General features: G+C 60.0%; 15 protein-coding genes and 2 tRNA genes. 10 read left to right on the forward strand and 7 right to left on the reverse strand.

From position 1 onward, the window contains the following. Nucleotides 1–79 precede the first annotated feature (79 nt). Entirely contained in the window at nt 80–1,006 is a 927-nt protein-coding gene (locus AC1EJZ_RS05010; RefSeq protein WP_480294070.1) for a diacylglycerol kinase family protein, read from the forward strand. Between the two features lie 134 nt (nt 1,007–1,140). Here AC1EJZ_RS05010 and AC1EJZ_RS05015 read toward each other — a convergent pair whose 3' ends face one another. The 6 genes from AC1EJZ_RS05015 to AC1EJZ_RS05040 all read right to left on the reverse strand — a co-directional run bounded on the left by AC1EJZ_RS05015 (nt 1,141) and on the right by AC1EJZ_RS05040 (nt 6,661). Then, nucleotides 1,141–2,193: a zinc-binding dehydrogenase gene (locus AC1EJZ_RS05015; protein WP_092648405.1), complete on the reverse strand. Its 1,053-nt coding sequence runs from the start codon at nt 2,191–2,193 to the stop codon at nt 1,141–1,143. Between the two features lie 184 nt (nt 2,194–2,377). Next, on the reverse strand, nt 2,378–3,229 hold the full coding sequence (locus tag AC1EJZ_RS05020; protein ID WP_480294071.1) for a metal ABC transporter permease: 852 nt from the start codon (nt 3,227–3,229) through the stop codon (nt 2,378–2,380). Then, nucleotides 3,226–4,167 carry a metal ABC transporter permease gene (locus AC1EJZ_RS05025; protein WP_480294073.1) on the reverse strand — a complete coding sequence of 314 codons (942 nt, stop codon included), beginning with the start codon at nt 4,165–4,167 and terminating at the stop codon, nt 3,226–3,228. The genes AC1EJZ_RS05020 and AC1EJZ_RS05025 overlap by 4 nt, the downstream gene beginning before the upstream one ends. Continuing rightward, nucleotides 4,157–4,954, reverse strand: coding sequence for a metal ABC transporter ATP-binding protein (locus AC1EJZ_RS05030; RefSeq protein WP_058236349.1), 798 nt, complete (start codon nt 4,952–4,954; stop codon nt 4,157–4,159). The genes AC1EJZ_RS05025 and AC1EJZ_RS05030 overlap by 11 nt, the downstream gene beginning before the upstream one ends. Before the next feature lie 21 nt (nt 4,955–4,975). After that, on the reverse strand, nt 4,976–6,148 hold the full coding sequence (locus AC1EJZ_RS05035) for a metal ABC transporter substrate-binding protein (protein WP_083314518.1): 1,173 nt from the start codon (nt 6,146–6,148) through the stop codon (nt 4,976–4,978). Nucleotides 6,149–6,584: 436 nt separating this feature from the next. Beyond that, nucleotides 6,585–6,661 (reverse strand) — tRNA-Pro (locus tag AC1EJZ_RS05040). Nucleotides 6,662–6,831: 170 nt separating this feature from the next. On the opposite strand from AC1EJZ_RS05040, the gene AC1EJZ_RS05045 reads away from it, so the two are divergent. From AC1EJZ_RS05045 to AC1EJZ_RS05055, 3 genes are all read left to right on the forward strand, one after another. Continuing rightward, nucleotides 6,832–6,905 (forward strand) — tRNA-Gly (locus AC1EJZ_RS05045). A gap of 277 nt (nt 6,906–7,182) precedes the next feature. Next, nucleotides 7,183–7,497, forward strand: a complete 315-nt coding sequence (locus AC1EJZ_RS05050) for a thiamine-binding protein (protein ID WP_480294075.1) — start codon at nt 7,183–7,185, stop codon at nt 7,495–7,497. 77 nt (nt 7,498–7,574) lie between these two features. Continuing rightward, on the forward strand, nt 7,575–8,177 hold the full coding sequence (locus AC1EJZ_RS05055; protein ID WP_480294077.1) for a GNAT family N-acetyltransferase: 603 nt from the start codon (nt 7,575–7,577) through the stop codon (nt 8,175–8,177). 94 nt (nt 8,178–8,271) lie between these two features. Here AC1EJZ_RS05055 and AC1EJZ_RS05060 read toward each other — a convergent pair whose 3' ends face one another. Next, entirely contained in the window at nt 8,272–8,910 is a 639-nt protein-coding gene (locus AC1EJZ_RS05060) for a PepSY domain-containing protein (RefSeq protein WP_480294079.1), read from the reverse strand. A 303-nt stretch (nt 8,911–9,213) separates the two neighbouring features. Between AC1EJZ_RS05060 and AC1EJZ_RS05065 the strand changes: the two genes are divergently transcribed. The 6 genes from AC1EJZ_RS05065 to AC1EJZ_RS05090 all read left to right on the forward strand — a co-directional run bounded on the left by AC1EJZ_RS05065 (nt 9,214) and on the right by AC1EJZ_RS05090 (nt 17,297). Then, nucleotides 9,214–10,731: an amino acid permease gene (locus AC1EJZ_RS05065; RefSeq protein ID WP_480294080.1), complete on the forward strand. Its 1,518-nt coding sequence runs from the start codon at nt 9,214–9,216 to the stop codon at nt 10,729–10,731. A 176-nt stretch (nt 10,732–10,907) separates the two neighbouring features. Continuing rightward, nucleotides 10,908–12,791 (forward strand): TIGR03773 family transporter-associated surface protein, encoded by a 1,884-nt coding sequence (locus AC1EJZ_RS05070; RefSeq protein ID WP_480294081.1) that lies wholly within the window; start codon nt 10,908–10,910, stop codon nt 12,789–12,791. After that, on the forward strand, nt 12,792–14,486 hold the full coding sequence (locus AC1EJZ_RS05075; RefSeq protein WP_480294083.1) for an anchored repeat ABC transporter, substrate-binding protein: 1,695 nt from the start codon (nt 12,792–12,794) through the stop codon (nt 14,484–14,486). It abuts the gene before it with no gap. A 2-nt stretch (nt 14,487–14,488) separates the two neighbouring features. Beyond that, on the forward strand, nt 14,489–15,586 hold the full coding sequence (locus AC1EJZ_RS05080; protein ID WP_058236343.1) for a choice-of-anchor M domain-containing protein: 1,098 nt from the start codon (nt 14,489–14,491) through the stop codon (nt 15,584–15,586). Between the two features lie 2 nt (nt 15,587–15,588). Continuing rightward, nucleotides 15,589–16,422, forward strand: a complete 834-nt coding sequence (locus AC1EJZ_RS05085; RefSeq protein ID WP_058236342.1) for an anchored repeat-type ABC transporter ATP-binding subunit — start codon at nt 15,589–15,591, stop codon at nt 16,420–16,422. After that, nucleotides 16,416–17,297 carry an anchored repeat-type ABC transporter permease subunit gene (locus AC1EJZ_RS05090; RefSeq protein WP_070727062.1) on the forward strand — a complete coding sequence of 294 codons (882 nt, stop codon included), beginning with the start codon at nt 16,416–16,418 and terminating at the stop codon, nt 17,295–17,297. Before AC1EJZ_RS05085 ends, AC1EJZ_RS05090 begins: the two co-directional genes overlap by 7 nt. The last annotated feature ends 42 nt before the right edge of the window (nt 17,298–17,339 follow it).

The following is a 17,339-nucleotide window of genomic DNA, read 5'->3' on the forward strand; positions in this document are numbered from 1 at the left end:
ATCGCTACACTATATCAATTGCATCCCATCTGACAGCGACGATCGCTGTGGCGTAGAACAAGAAATGAACGGAGTATGTATGACCGATCCCAATTCACGGCCACAGAGCCCGATTCGTCGGATCGCACTGATTACAAACCCCGTTGCAGGTTTGGGATCGTCGATGGATGCGGCACGGCGCGCCACTGAGTTTCTGGCCAATCGCGGCATCGATGTGGTCTCCATTGCCAGCTACCTGCCACTGACGACGAGCCTGCGCACTCGCGAATTTGTCGCTGACCCAACCATTGACGCGATTGTGGTGTGCGGCGGAGACGGGCTGATCAACCTTGCATTGCAGGAGGTGGTCGGCACAGGCAAACTCTTCGGTGTCATACCGGCTGGCACCGGTAACGACCTGGCACGCGAATATTCCATTCCTTTCGATCCCAGAGCAGCCGCATCACTCATTGTGGACGGCCACCACGACAGCGTTGATGTGGGCCTCATGAGCCACGCGAACGGGGAAGAACGCTACTTTGCAACAATTATGTGCGCGGGCGTGGATTCAATGATTAACGATCGTGCCAACCAGATCAGATGGCCGAAGGGTAATTCACGCTACCTGCTGGCACTGGGCATCGAGTTCGCACGCCTACGCCCCCTGCGCACAACGATCCGCATCGACGGCAAAGGCACACATCACGTCCCGACAATTCTCAACGCCATTGCCATTACCAAGACGTATGGCGGCGGCATCATGATGTGTCCGCATGCTGACCCCCGCGACGGCCTGCTGTCGATCAGCCTGGTGGAAACGCTCAATCGCCTCGAAGCGATCAGCAAAGTTCCGAAGATCTTCCTGCACCGCCTGGAGGAGGTACCGGAGGTCCACATGTACCGTGCCCACAGTGTTGACATCGAAGTCAGCGGCCTCGATGCATTTGCTGACGGCGAGCGTCTCATGCCCATGCCTTTGCACATCGAATGCGTGCCGCGCGCCCTCAACTTGATCATGGCGAGGTAGAGCGGCGCACGCAAGTCGCCCTCGCTCATTGTGACGAACGAGGGCGACTGTGGCAGATCAGTGAGTTTGCGTCGAATCGGTGGGGCTGGCTCACTATGCTGCTGCAGACCAACGGCCAGCCACCGAGAGGCACCCTAGCTTTCAGCCCACGGATCGACGACTATACGGATCGGGTTACCTGTCTTATTGCGCATGATGTCCAGGCCTTCTTCCAGATTCTCCAGCGAGATGATCTGAGAGACCGATTCGGACAGATCCAGTCGCCCGGCCTTGACGAGTTCAGCAAGCAGGAAGATGTCCACTACTTCGTAGCCCAGGTGTCCTATGGCCTGACGGCGCTTGACGCCAAAATCGTACAGGCTTCCGCCGTGGAATTCCTGGCGTGACAGCCCGACCAGCACGGCGCGCCCCCTGTAGTCCAGTGACTGCACTGCCTGCTCGAAGGTCACCTGAAGACCGGCAGCGTCGAACGCAACGTCAATCATGCGCCCACCCGTCGCTTTCTTGATCTTGTCCATCAGCTCGGGGTCGTCGGATCGGAACGTGAAGTCAGCGCCCAGACGTTTGGCTCGATCAAACACGCCCTCGTTGATGTCGATACCAATGACAGGGTACGCACCCGCCAGCCGGGACAGCTGGACGATGTGGGTTCCGACTCCACCCAATCCCCACACGGCAACGGCGTTGCCCATCGAGACCTTGCCGGTGTGCTTGACTGCTCCGAACGGGGTTGCCACAGCATCAGCGAGGATCGCGGCCTGTTCCATCGGCACACCATCGGGCACGCGGGTGAGTCCTTCAGCGTTGGCCACTGTGTACTGCGCCCATGCACCGTCATAGTCAAATGCCATAACGCGCAGGTTTTGGCATGAGCCTCGGTTACCTCGGCGGCATTCGCGACACTTCAGGCAGGGCATACCCGACTGCGGGATGACCTTGTCGCCGATCTCCCAGCCCTGCACATTCGATCCCATCTCTGCGATGGTGCCCGAGCACTCGTGGCCCTGCGTGATTTCCGGCATTTTCATGGGAAAATCACTGTCGATCAGCGCCATATCCGAATGGCAGATTCCACAGTAGGCAACTTTGATGAGGACCTGGTTCGGACCGGGTTTGGGAATCGGAATATCCTCGATCGTTACGGTGCGATCTGAATGCAGACGCTGGGCGCGCATCGTGCCTTCCATTGCTCTCTCCTTTTTGCGCGCAGCGCCGTGCCCTCGTGCGCATAAAAAGACAGGCGTCTGTGCCTGCAGATGCGTTGACAAGGTTGTCGCCAAAGCTCACACGACGTCACGCGGACATTATGTAGGAGGATTTCTCCTATGAGCACAGACTAACCCATGACCTGCGGTTATTGGGTCTTTTGACCTATATCGCAGATGCGAGTTTCGACGAAGCGATGCGTGAGCCTGCCTCGACAATAACGAAGAAGCCTCCTGCAACCAACGCGATCGTGCCGCCTGCTGACAGGCCACACACGACCGCAAGCCCCAGTCCAACTACGGCAATAATGGTAGACGCGAGCGTGGACAGTGCGACGAAACGCGGCGTCGATGCGACGCGCCCCTTCAAGACGGTGGGTGCGGCGGCGATTAAGGAGATTGACACGACGGTGCCGACCGCCGGAATAATGACCGTCACCGTCGCGATAATCAGACCCAGGGTAATCAGGCGCATCAGGTCAGGCCGCCCTCCGCTGGCTCGGTAGTTCACCGCGTCGAAGCTGACTGCTACCAGCCGCCCGCCCATCAACGCCCACACTCCCCCAGCGACAACAAGGACGAGGGCGGCCGCGATAACGTCGATGCGCGTACATGCCAGCAGGGATCCTGTCAGGAAGCCGTCGATCCGCAGCGGCAGGGGCGCGAACCACTTATTGAGGAAGTAGCCAGAGGCAAACCCCACGGTGAGCGTGATTCCGGCGGCCGCTTGCGAGGAAATTCCTTTCAGGGCCGATACGCCATGCATCAACAGCGCGAGGACGAGTGAGGCCAGGCCAGCACCGATGAACAGTCCCAGAGACAAAGCCTCATGGCTGCTCGAGACCAGCGCCGCGCCGACCACGCCGATGACGGCGCCCGGGAACGCGGCATGGGTGATTGATTCAGTGAAGAAGATGCGCTGGCTGAGTACGGCAAGGGATCCGACCAGGCCGCACAGAGCTCCCACAACGATTACTTCAACCAGCGGCAGGGCGATGATGGTCCACATCGAGATCATGGGCGCACTCCCTGAATCGGGTGGGCGACAGGCTGCGTCGCGTGCCCGGTGTCCAGTGCGCGCACGCACATGCGGTACAACGTGCGCACAGCCAGTACCAGCCCGAACATGGCACACACACTGAGCGAGACAGCAGCCTGCGGTGAGATTGGGCGCGAAACCGGCAAGTTCATAACATGCATCCCCAGGACCGCCCCGCCGATGCCGACCGCAATCCCCACGGGAATCATCCACCCGACGGTGCGGGCGACCAGTCGAGCGCTGGCCCCAGGGATCACCAGATATCCGATCACCAGCAGGACGCCGATGGCGGAAGCGGCTGATACAACAACGGCGGCGATCGCGGTGTTGAGAACAATGTCGACAAGGAGGGTGTTGACTCCCAGAACCGGAGCGGTATCGCGGTCGAAGGCGGTGATTACCTGGCCGCGCCACGTCAGGGCGACGATCACGATGGCGAGCAGGCAGAAGAGGACGGACTGCGCCAGGCGCGCATCGGTCACGTCCAGCAGTCGGCCGAACATGAGCGCTTCCAGCTGGCCGGACATGTCGCCTTTTTTCAGCGAGATCACCACGCCCAGTGCGAAGAAGGTCGTCAGAATCGTTGCGGTGGATCCCTCGGAAATGTGGCTGCGCTGCCCGGCCCACACCAGTGCTGCGATGACTGCGCATGCACATAGCGCAGCTCCGGGCACGATCATGTCGATGCCGCCATAAAGGGCACCTACTACGATGCCAGGGAAGACGCCGTGAACCAGTGATTCTGCGTTGAACTCCGCACACCGCACGTTGACCAGCACGCCGACCACTCCGCTGGCGCAGGCCAGGATAATCAGCAAGACAAATGGCCTGAACGTGTACGGAGCTGACGCAATAAATCCCCATCCAGGTAGTGGCTGCAGAAGCTGCCGTAGACCTTCAAGCCATTCAGCCCACATGCTCGGACTCCTGTGTCGCTATGTGCGCGATGCGAGCACGCCGATCAGCGCGGTGCTCCTCTTTACCTGCGCTGGTCGCTGCGAGTTCGACGGGCACCGACCCCCCGTATGCCTTCGCCACCAGCTCCGGTGTCAGTACCTGTGCGATTGGCCCGAATGCCACTTGCCTGCCTGCCAGCAGCAGTGCCCGTTCACAGGTAGCGTCAGCCAAGATGAGGTCATGCGTGGAGATCACGACGGCTACGCCCTGGTTCTTGGCGTTGGTGATGATGGAGAGCAGGGCACGGCGGTTCGGCTCATCCAACCCGTTGAACGGCTCGTCGAGCAGGATCATCGCCGGCTCAGCGACCAGGGCCCGCGCCAACAGGATGCGCTGACGCTGCCCGCCAGACAGGTCACCGAACCGGACGTCTCCACGATCACTCATCCCGACATTGGCGAGGGCGTCCTCGATGCGCTGTTTGCCGGTCGATCCGAGCCGCCCAAACAGTTTCCGCTGACCTCGGTATCCCATCGCAACTACCTGGCGAGCAGTGATGGGGAATGTGGGGTCCAGGTTGAGCTGTTGCGGGACGTATCCCACTGTTGAGCCTGGCGGCACTCGAAGGTGACCGGCGCTGACGCGGACGGATCCGATGATGCCGCGCAGCAGCGTGGTCTTTCCTGACCCGTTCGGCCCGATCAGTGCCAGCGCTTCACCTGCCTGGATGCTGCCATCCACTCCGGTGAGCACTGTCTTATTGCCGTATGCCAGTGAGCAGTTGTCGAATTCGAGTGCCGCGCCCATAGCCTTTCCTTGCTCCGTTGCCTATTTTTCTGCGAGCGTGTCAGGCAGCTGTGGTACGTTCCCGTTCCACGCCTGGACCAGCGTCGTCACGTTGTGAGTGATGGAGCCGACGTAGGTTTGTCCTGCCGACCCGTCGGGTCCGAGGGAGTCGCCGTATAGTGCGTCGTCTCCGACGATTGCTTTGACACCGGCGGCCTGAGCAACTGCCTCGATTGACTTCGAGTTGTTGGAGTTTTCTGCAAAAAGCGCGACCGCTCCTGAGTCCTTGACCTGTTGGGCGGCTTTCTTGATGTGGTCAGCGGTGGCGTCCTGTTGGCTGTTGAAATCCGACAGGGCTGCGCCGATGAACTTCACGCCGTAGTCTTTGGAGAAGTATCCGAATGCGTCGTGAGAGGTGAAGAGGACGCGGTGCTGAGGCGGAACCGAATCGATCGCTTCACGCACCCATCCGTCCAGGTCGGTCAGGGTCTGCGTGTACTGCGCAACGTGCCGGTCGAAGAGGTCCTTGTTGTCAGGCGAGGCTTTGCCGAGGATTTCACCGATATTGCGCACCTGGATGGCGGCGTTCTTCGGGCTGGTCCACACATGCGGGTCGTACTGAAACTCCGGTGTTGCGGCACCATCTTCAGGCGGGAACGGCCACTTTTGCACATCGACCTTCTGCGTGCCGCGATCAATGGTGTAGGGCAGGTCGCTTTCACGCTTGGTCACCGAGGCAGGGTCGTCGACTTCCGCTGCCGTCAGAACTCCCGATGTCACTCCCATGATCCCGTGGAAGCCAGATGCCTGGATTGCTGAGTCAAGGAAGTGTTCCAGGTCGACGCCAGAAACGAACATGATGTCGGCGTGAGCAAGGGCGTCTGCCTGTGCCGGGGTCATCTCGTGTTCATGTGCCGAGGCATTCGGGGCGAGTAGGCACGTCAGGTTAATCGTGGTGACGGCTGACTGGACTGGCGCTCCTAAGGCATGAGTGGCGCCCTGTGCGTCAGTTTTGTTGAGCGCCAGCGTCGAGTGCTCATCGGCGTTGCCGGCGATCTGCGTGACGTAATCGCACACTTGGGTGGTTGTAGCCACCACATTCACTGTGTTGGAGGAGCGTTGTGCGCCGGATTGACCATTCGCGGCGGTCGCTCCTGACATGTTCGCCTGGGTATTGCCGCAGCCTGCAAGACTAGCCACCGCCACGGCGACCATCGCTGCTCGAAGGCACACAGTTCTTTTCTTCACTCTTTCTCCCCTTATGTGTGATGCCGCTGGTCGTATTCCCTCCCAGCCCTTAACGATAACGGCTCTCACTATATGCCCAAGTTAGGTTTTCGGTCAACCGAATAATATGTTTGGTTCAATACAATATTTGATGGGTGTGGGAGTGTCAACGTGCAGATCAGGAGGCAACACAAGAGCACGGCAGCGTGCTGGGTACAGGGGTCTCACTGCAGTGTGTGCAGAGGCACAAAGTGCTGAAGTCAGAGGCCTCGCCGCGATGGATACAAGGGGGTAACCGAGGGATTCACAGGAAGAGGCAGTGGCCAGCCACCCTCGAAAATTCGAGAGGAGCGGAACGCAACGGGGACAGCTGAAGAACCCAAGAAGAACGGCACATTCGGAATGAATGACAATAAATCGAAAATGGTCGGGGTGACAGGATTTGAACCTGCGACCCTCTGCTCCCAAAGCAGATGCGCTACCAAGCTGCGCTACACCCCGGTCGGTTTTTCACCGCTTGGAAATGATAATGCATCCGCTGAACGAAAACCAATTCTCCCACTCAATCCGGATTGTGGGATAGATCGTGGTTTTTCGATTTCACTTTTCAGCCCCGGCACGTTACGATCGATTCGTTCACGTGAACAGTCACGCCCATCGGCGCTGGCATCGCGGGCGTAGCTCAATGGTAGAGCCCCAGCCTTCCAAGCTGGTCATGCGGGTTCGATTCCCGTCGCCCGCTCCACTATGATGTGTCGGGGCAGCGTTGACAGTTTGTTGGCGGTGTCTCGATCTTTTTGTGTGTGGGTATGTCCCGACACATCGCCTGCACCCCATGTCAACGATGACGTGACACACCTGTCAACTATGTATTGAAACCAGACAAACAACGAAAAACAGGGTCACCCCCTCGTTCGGTGCGTGAAGGCGTCACTGACACTGCGGCAAAAACGGAAGGCACGCGGTCTTCTGAAGCGGACAATACGCACGCTTCGAGCGGCACTTCACGATATCCTCAAGGCATGTTATTTGCCTTTTCAATTTCCCCGTCCACGACGGATAGCCCTGACGGTTCGATGGCGCATATCGTGGCGCGCGCCGTCAAAGTCATTCGTGACAGCGGCCTACCCCACGAAACCAATTCGATGTTCACCACCATCGAAGGCACATGGGATGAATGCATGCCAGTGATTCGCCGCGCCTGCGAAGCAGTGGGCGAAGTCAGCCCTCGGGTCTCACTGGTGCTGAAAGCGGACCTGCGCCCCGGTCACTCAGATGAGATGAGCGGGAAAATGCAGCGACTCAACTCCCAGCTCGACAAGATCGACGGACAGTAACTCCCCCAAGGGAACACCATAGTGCGTGGTCGCGAACGCGTGCGCGAGCATCACGCTATGACCAATACCGTAGGAACATGAGCATCCCTACCGACGCGCCCCAGTCCCGGCCATTCACGATCCGCAGGGCCACACGCGCTGACGTTTCCGCACTGCAGGAACTGTCCATCACGACTTTTACACAGACCTTCGGTTTTCTGTACGCGCCCGATGACCTCCAGAACTTCCTCGAATCGACCTATTCGCCCGACGCGCTCACATCGCTGCTCACTGACCCCCAGTGCGCCGTCTGGCTGGCGTTCGATGCGGGCGTTGGTGGAGACACTAATCTCGACGCGCAGGAGACCTCTCAACCGGTCGCGTATGTGCTTGCCGGGCCATGCTCACTTCCCCACCCTGATGTGCGCTCCGGCGACGGGGAGATTAAGCGGCTCTATGTCAGGCAAGGCCTGCAGAATTCAGGCCTGGGCACACAGGTCATGTCCATCGCCGTCGACTGGCTCCTTGAGCGTCAGCCGGACGCCTTATGGCTGGGCGTCTGGTCACGCAACGACCGCGCGCAGCGTTTCTATGAGCGTTTCGGCTTCACGCACGCGGGGGAATACCGATTCAAAGTCGGCTGCCACCGCGATCATGAATTCATCGTTAAACGGGCGCTGCATGCCTCACTTCGTCAATGAGGCATGAAATGGGCCCACCGCCTTCAACAGCGGTGGGCCCGAGCTCATACTTTCCGCAGACTACATGCGCTGCATCATCTCCAGCTCACCTGCATCAACCTTCAACTGTCACAGCGCCACTTTCAGCGTCGATGTCGAATTCGGCCAAGTCTCCCCCGGCTTCGTTTTCGAGTTCAACCTCGAAGTAGAACTTGTTGTCGTCATCGTCGTCGAAGTCAGCAGATATGAGGTAGCCATCGGGACGCTCGGCCAGGGCAGCCTTGACCGCATCGGCCAGTGAGATGATTCCAGCATCCGCAACATGCTTGTCGTCTTCATCAAAGTCGTCGTCGATCTCGTTTCGCACGACATTGCCGCTTTGATCAATGACGTAGACACGGCCTTCATTACCCTCAACAACCTTTACCTCCCACTCGGAGCGCTGGTCGTTGGTTTCCAGAGAACAGGCGCGGCCACCGTTCACGCCCTCAGCAGCCGCCACAGCCGCCAGAGCCTGCTCGTTGGATGAAACACCTGATGCCGCAGAGGCCTGATCGTCATCTCCAGATTCGGCGGTGTCATCAGCATCATCATCACGGTCATCGTCCGAGGAAGACTGAGTTGTCTCGCTCGTCGCAGTAGTTGACGTGGGTTCAGATTCAACTGGTGCGGGGTCATTTTGGGAGCTGCAGGCTCCGAGAGTGAATGCCAACGCGATCGCAGGGACAAATGCCAGTTTTCGTGTGGTTTTCATGCTTTTATCCTGTCAAGCGCTCTCCCACTTTTGCAAGCGATCACGCCAGATTCACGGCGCGCGAAGCATTGCTGCCACCCTCAAACGGCGCCAGTGTGCGCAACCCTCGACGTCCGCATGATTATGCATACCTATCAGTAAGTTTCGCTATTTGGATGCCGTTCATCCGACCTTGCGCAAGGTATCCACCATACGAACACTTTTCCACGAGGGCGATTTTTGGCCTAGCGTGTTCACATGCAAGGTGACAGTCGACTTCTTTGCTGATTCTCGACTGACTGCTTACTCAACGAGGGGGAACGTATGTCTGATTCTGCTGCGACGCCAAAAACTGGCAGCCACGGCAAAGCCGATCCACACCTTCGACGCAACCTCAAGGCTCGCCACCTCAACATGATCGCCATCGGAGGCGCAATTGGAACGGGCCTGTTCGTCGCATCAGGTGGCACCATCACCGGCGCAGGGCCAGGTGGCGCACTGCTGGCGTACGGCGCAATCGGCGTCATGGTCTTCTTCCTCATGCAGTCACTGGGCGAGATGGCCACATACTGCCCCTCCTCCGGTGCGTTCGAGGTTTACGCGACGCGCTACGTCTCGAAGTCTTTCGGCTTTGCGCAGGGATGGAACTACTGGTACAACTGGGCGATCACGGTGGCAGCCGAACTCGTTGCCGCCACCATCGTCATGCAGTACTGGTTCCCGCCGGATCAGGTTCCACCGTGGATCTGGTCCGCCATCTTCCTGCTGATTCTGTTCACCCTCAACGCGTTCAGTGTGCGCGGTTTTGGTGAATCTGAATTCTGGTTCGCCGCCATCAAAGTCGTGACCGTCTTGATCTTCCTGGCGCTGGGTGTGCTGATGATCGTCGGTATCTTGGGAGGCGAATCGTCCGGCCTGACTAACTGGCAGATTGGCGAGGCGCCCTTCGTCAACGGCTTCTGGGGAATCATGGGGGTCTTCATGATCGCCGGATTCTCATTCCAGGGAACAGAAATGATCGGCATCGCAGCCGGCGAGACTGAAGATCCGGAGAAGAACGTTCCCAGGGCTACGCGAGCGGTCTTTTTCCGCATCCTGCTGTTCTATATCGGCGCGATCCTGGTGATTGCCTTCCTCATCCCCTACACCGACCCGTCGCTGCTGCAGGGCGCAAGTGCAGACGATTCCACCGCACAAGGCTTCACCGAGGCCGTCACGAAGTCACCTTTCACGTTGCTCTTTGAGCGAGCCGGCATCGCCGGTGCTGCAGGTGTAATGAATGCGGTCATTTTGACCTCGATTCTGTCTGCAGGAAACTCCGGTGTCTACGTCGCCACTCGCATGCTCTACTCAATGGCGAAGGAGCGTAAGGCGCCTCGTCTGTTTGGTCGTGTCACCTCACACGGTGTTCCCCTGGCAGCTCTGGCCGCTACGTGTCTGATCGGCGCGGCATGTTTCGCCACATCTCGCGTCGGTTCCGGCGTTGTCTACAGCTGGCTGGTGAACGCATCTGGCCTGGCCGGTTTCATCACGTGGATGGGAATCGCATGGTCGCACTTCTGTTTCCGTCGCGCATATAAGGCTCAGGGGAAGGATCCGAAGGATCTGCCCTACCGCGCTCTGCTCTATCCCGCAGGTCCGCTCATTGCGTTGGCGATGTGTGCGATCGTTGTGGTAGGTCAGTCCCTCGACGTGATTGCCGGCGAATTCTCCGTCGTCAAGTTCATCGGCATCTATATCGGACTGTTCTTCTTCCTCGCCATTTGGGGCGGACATAAGCTGGTGACGCGCTCGCGCGCAGTTGACCCGATGAGTGCCGACCTGTCGCGGACAGCGCAGTAGTTCCGCCGTTCCCTGTCGTAACGGAATCGGCCTCGCGTTCGACGCGAGGCCGATTCCTTATGCGCTGTTCTGTGTGCACTGTTCTGTGTGCTCTGTTAGACGCCCCACCCTTTTGAGATTGATTTTCACTATGTTAGTGTTGTGCGTATTGATAATCATTCTTGACAGGAGGTCCAATGCGCTTCTTACGCACGCTTGCTCGGCGCCGCAGCGCCAAAGCCCTTGCGGCAGCAGCACTGCTCAGTGTGGTCGCCTCACTCAGCAACGCCATGCCGTCCCCGGCATCCGACACACTCACTCTTGATCACGGTCACGTCGATATGTTTCACCTGAGTACCACCTCCTCAGGTGGAATCGACCTCGACGTGAAAGAAGACGTTACGGGCACAGACGTCCGTCACGCCCCTGAAGATGTCACATTCGTCGTCAAGGAAGCTGCAAAAACAGCGATTCCATCCGATGCGGGTGTGCCCGGTGCACCAGAGGCGTACGTGCTTCCGCAAAAGCAGGATTTCAACCTGCTGTGGCCGGGATGGGACATTTTGGCGTTGGGAGATTCCTACACGGGCGCGAACTTCGACATTTCGTATTCAGGTCCCCAGGGAGGTCGGATCGCAGCGTGGATGACACCAGCCTTCGGTGCGCCTCAGTCAGTACTGACCGACAAGTCCCTCGCTTTGGATCCTGCCGGCTCCACTATCGAGCAACCTTATCTGGCGCATGCGCACGTCAACTGGCTGTTTACACATGCCGGTACCTACACGCTCAAGGTCACCGCGCGTGCCACGCGCACCGATGGCTCCCAGGTTCACAGCACCCCACATACGTACACGATCGTCGTAGGACATGCACAGCCTGCCTCAGATTCACAGGGCACTGATGAACCTGGCTCGAAGCCGGGCGAGGGCGAGGCAGCCACGACACCGACATCCCCTGAAGGGGACGAAAGCACCTCCCCGGCAGGTGACGACGCGCAGACAGGTGACAGCACGCAGTCAGGCGACGGCACGCAGTCAGGTGACGGCATGCAGTCAGGTGACGGCACGCAGTCAGGCGACGGCACGCAAACGGAAAGCAGTTCACAGACGGGAACTGGCTCACAGGCACAGCCTGACTCGCCAGCCGCCGTCTCGAAACCGCACGCAGACTCACCAGCACACAATGGCTCAGCAGCACAACCAGCCGCGAAAGCAGAACCAGAGAAGTGCATTGCCACCGAAATCACCCGCCCCGCCACCGAAGCGGAGATTGCGCAGGCGAAATCTGCTCCCCACGGTGATTCCACAGTCGCCACAACAACCCTGCACTTTTCGGTAGGCCCCAACGCTTCAGGAGATGCGACCGATGGACACTTCGACCTCGGCGTCGGCATCTCGAACGGGCGTGCCGTGGCACTGCTCAAAGACGATCGCGCTCAGCCCGCATCGTGGGTCAATCCGTCAAGCCTGACGTTTGCCGTGGGAGGCGCCGCATATCTCAAAGCACCCTCAGCATTGTCATTCCTCACCACCGCAGGAACGCCCGTGTGGATGATCGGCTCCACACAGCAACGCGGTGTGCCGTGGCTCGGCATGAACTCACAGCGCCCCGAACTGTCAGGCGCCACAACCGGTCAGGTGCGATGGGCACTCGAGGATGTGCAAGGTCCTGGCCGTCTGGGCGTCTTCTTCTCCGGAGGACTTGGCGGCGGAGTAGGCGAAAAAATCTTCACCGCTCCCGGTGATTCCTTCACACTGCCAGCCAACACTCACGCGCATCCGAACTGGGTCTTCACAGCTCCTGGCCATTACTCCGTGACCATCAGCCAGACACTCACCCCCACCAATGCCGCAGCTTTCGCAGCCTCAGGCGTCCATGTGGATGAGAACGGCCAGCACGTCGTCACAGAAGTCGTGGGCCGCACCCCCTCCGGAAAAGCATGTGAGTTGCCGGAAAACGCCACCAGTCTAGCGTCAACCGGCGCCAACAGCTTTCTGGTTCTTGCCGGCCTTGTGCTCATCGCGGGCCTGGCTGGTCTGGGCATGCACCACGCTGCTCGTCGCACACGCTGCGATCGCTAGATGCCGCTGATCGCCATGTTCCACACATTACGACGAGGGTGGCCAGCCCACCTGCATGCTGCAGCACACACCTTTCGCATCACAGGGCGCGCACTGCTGACACGCACGGTAGTCACCCTCGTCACTGTGGCATCTGTCACCACGATAAGCGCGTGCAGCGGCATCGGACGCGCGCAAGCAGGTGCCGATCAAACCGGCGCGCTCAAAGTCGTGACAACCACAGGAATCCTGGCTGACCTGGTGCGTCAGGTCGGCGGTGAGCGCGTGTCGGTTAATGCACTGGTGCCCGATGGGGCAGATCCGCATACCTATGAGCCCTCACTGCGCGACATCCGCGACGTCGCCTACGCTGACGTGGCATTTTCGAATTACCTGCTGCTCGAAGAACATGCCATAATCCGCGCGCTCGACGCCAACCTGCCCTCCCAGGCACGCTCGGTGTCCATCGCGGAAGTTGCCGCGGCATACGGTGCGAAAGTACGCCCGCTGGTCGAAGATCGCGCACTGGATACGGTGTGGCTCGGCATGCGGGTAAGCGGCAGCGGGGAGAAATACGGAGCGGATCGAGCATCGGAAATATCCCTGTATTGCACCGGCGCAGACCTACCCGAAGGATCGGTGGCGAGCGCGTGGCTGACCACCACGTTCGGTGCGCCCAGCATCGCCTTTACTGCGGGCGGGCAGACAGAGACTTCACAGACACATGCATGCTCAGATGATCAGATGCGCCTTCCCGCCCAGGCGCACCAGCACATGAGCTGGGGTTTCACAAAGCCAGGGATCTACCGCCTCACGCTGGGAGCGACCATCCGCCCCGGGCGCGGCCTGCCTGACAGCAACCTGCGCAGTGGGACGCTGGTCGTGGCTGTGGGCATTGACCCCGGTGAAATTGCCGCGCGCGAAAGGCGCACCGTCGTCGATTCTGGCCATGCGGATGTGACCGTGGATCTGGAACGCGGTGACGTGACCCTCATGGCTGATTCACACGCGGGCGGGGATTCGAGCCTGGAGCGGATCAACCTGGATCGCGCCGTCGTCTCAGTGCCGCCTTCCACTTTGACCTCTATTCCGGCAGATGGCTTCCGATTCCTCGGCCATCCAGGCGACCCGATTTATCTGCTGCCGCAGGCAGTCCTCGGTAAGCATGTGCACGGCGAGATCGACCCGCACCTGTGGCACGACGTATCGAATGCGCGCGCATACGTGCAGGTCATTCGCGACGAACTGATGCGCGCTGATCCCGAAGGGGCCGCAACCTACCAGCGCCGCAGCGCCGCCTACCTCAACGAGCTGGCTGACCTGGACACCTATATGGCCCAGACGATTGAGCAGATCCCACCCGAACGACGCCACCTGGTCACCACTACTGATGCGTTCGCTTATCTTGCCGACGCGTACGGGTTGGACGTGGCGGGCTTCCTGGCTCCCAATCCGGCCACAGAGCCATCCCTCGCTGACCGCCAAGCACTCCAGGCAGCGCTCAGTGACCTGAAGATTCCCGCCGTTTTCCTGGAGCCGAACCTGGCCCGAGGGCGCTCACCGCTGCGCACGATTGCAGAGGAATCAGGCGTGAAAGTCTGCCCTCTGTACGGCGACACGCTGGATTCACGCGCCCCGACCTACATCGACATGATGCGCGCGAATGCAGATTCGCTGCGCACATGCCTCTGCCCTGCTGATTCAACGAAAGAGTAACCGTGACACAATCCCTGATTTCACGCCTGACCAGTGCCGCCCTGGGGGCCCTCGCCGCCACTGCCTGCCTGGCCCTGCCCGCCTTGTCTGCGCCGATGGACGAGGCTGACCCTGCCCTGGATCAGACGGTTAAGGCAGATGAACCCGTTTCCACTGATCCGACCGTGATTTCGCGCGGACACGTTGACATCGGTCCGCGCGTCATCGACGGCACGTGGCAGATCCTGGCGCGCGATGATTCGGCTGCCACACCACTGTGGCGCACCCTGGATTCGGTTGCCATCCACGTGAGCGATGAGTCCATGATGGATGTGCCGGATACAGACGATTACGCCTTTCTAGAAGGCGCGCAGGGTAAGCGCGCCTGGGTGATCCCGCAAACTCAGCAGGTCGATGTGCCCTGGGTCGGGTGGAACACGCAGGATTCGGAGGCACTGAAGCGCATGGGAACGGGCGCCACGATGACGGTTGAACGTGTCGAGGGGCCGGGCCGCATGTGGCTGTTCCTGCAGGACGGTACGTTCGGAGCGCCGCGTGTGCTGGCGGATTCGGGGGCGAACAGCGCTGACGGATCAGCGGGCAGCACACCTGCCGGTGAGGTATGGATGGAAGCCAATACTCATGTCCATGCCAACTGGGTATTTTCTGAGCCGGGCGTGTACCTGGTTCATCTGCGTGTGGCAGCTGACGACGGTGCAGGAAACGCGTCGTCTGACGCGACGGCCCAGGCTGTCATGCGTGTCGCTGTCGGCAGCCAGACTGATCCGCACGACGCCCTCAGGGCTGTGCCCGCAACTGCAGATCCTGCCGATTCTCAGAATGCTTCCGACCAGTCCAGAGCAGGCGAACAAGCTGGCGACAATTCTGCATCCACTGCCGAATCGGCACCGCCCGGTGTTTCCTCACAGGACCAGTCGGCTCTGAAGGGGCCACGGGACGTGTCTGATTCGAATACGTCCGCTCCCCTGTGGATCACCATCATTGCAGCCGTCGTGCTGATTGGTGCCGGCGTGGCGTGGCTTGTGAGCAGGGCGCACAGGAAGCAGCGCGCAGGCTCATCCCTCGTCAATCCGCAGGATTCAGAAAGGACCACTCGATAGGCATGACTCTCACGGTACCAACTGCTGCGGCGGACAGGTCACCGGCAGGCGATGCGCTGAGCGTGTCGGGCCTGAATGTGTCACTGGCGGGCCGTTCGGTTCTGCACAATGTCTGCTTCACTGTTCCTCCCGGCTGCCTGATCGGTCTCATCGGCCCGAACGGTGCCGGCAAGACCACACTGATGCGCGCATTGCTCGGATTGGTGCCGATCAGCTCCGGCAGCGTTCAAGCCGGAGGGACGCATCTGAGTGCGCCGATGATCGGGTACGTTCCTCAACGCCATGAATTCGCGTGGGAGTACCCCATCAGCGTGCGCCAATGTGTCGATATGGCTGCGCGCCTCCACCCCGGCGAGGGATCGCGCACGCTCCGCATGATGCGGCGTTTCGATTCCATCGCACGCCGCGAGCGCCATGAGCGCGTCTCGCGCGCCCTGGATCGAGTCGAGCTGTCGGATCTGGCTTCCCGTCCAATCGGACAGTTGTCAGGCGGGCAGCGCCAGCGCGTCCTGGTTGCCCGGGCACTAGCCGGTAATCCGCAGTTACTGTTCCTCGATGAGCCGTTCACGGGGTTGGACATGCCCACCCAGGAACTCCTGACTGATCTGTTTCAGCGGCTGACCGGCGAAGGCTGCACCATCATGATGAGTACGCATGACATTGCCTCCGCGCTCCATACGTGCGATCAGCTGCTGCTGCTCAATCGCACGGTGATTGCGCACGGCACTGCCGCTGAGCTTGCTGATCCGACGTTGTGGGTGCAGGCCTTCCACATTCGCTCCGACAACCCGCTGCTGCGCCTGTTGCCGGCAGAACGACTGGAGGACGCATGCTGACGCTCAGCGAGTTTTGGCAGGATCTGCACAATCCCCTGTTGGCTTTCCTGCCTCGGGCGCTTCTGATCTGTGTGTGCTGCGCCGTAGTCTGCGGTGTTGTCGGATCCTACGTTGTGCTGCGAGGGATGGCGTTCATGGGTGATGCAGTTGCCCACTCTGTGTTCCCCGGCCTTGCCATCGCGTTCGTCCTTCAGGGATCTCTGGTACTGGGAGGTGCGATCGCCGGCATCGTCACAGCGGTGCTGGTCGCTCTGCTGTCGGGCAATCGGCGTTTGAAGGAAGATTCTGTCATCGGCGTACTGTTTGCCGGCGCGTTCGCTCTGGGTCTGCTCATCATGTCGAGGGCGCCTGGCTACGCCGGTTCGCTCCAGCAGTTCCTATTCGGTTCCATCACCGGCATACCTGCATCCGATGTTCCCGTTGTTCTGGGTGTGAGCGCTGGGATCATGGTTGTGGTTGCGCTGATGCATCAGCGTTTCCTGGCGGTTGGGCTGGATCGGGAAAGTGCTCGCGCAGCCGGAGTGCAGACGCTGGCTGTGGACGTCTTGCTGGCTGTAGTGATTTCGCTGACGGTTGTCATTTCGGTGCAGACGATCGGAAATGTTCTGGTGCTGGCATTGCTAGTGACGCCGGCAGCCACCGCACGTCTGCTCACTGATCGCCTGGGCGTGATGATGCTTCTTGGCCCTGCCATCGGGGCGCTGTGCTCGCTGATCGGCGTGTATCTGTCGTGGAGCAGTGATCTGCCGACGGGGGCGACGATTGTTGTCACGCTGACAGTTGTTTTTGTCGTGGCGTGGGTTCTTGCTCCGCGACATGGACTGACAGGCCGCCACAGGCCACGCCGCGTAACCGCATCACCTGCCGCCGCCTAAGCGCCCGCGCCAACAAGGCTTCACGGCTTCGAGACTGCTAGG

Source organism: Pauljensenia sp. C0170B5 (assembly GCF_056590195.1).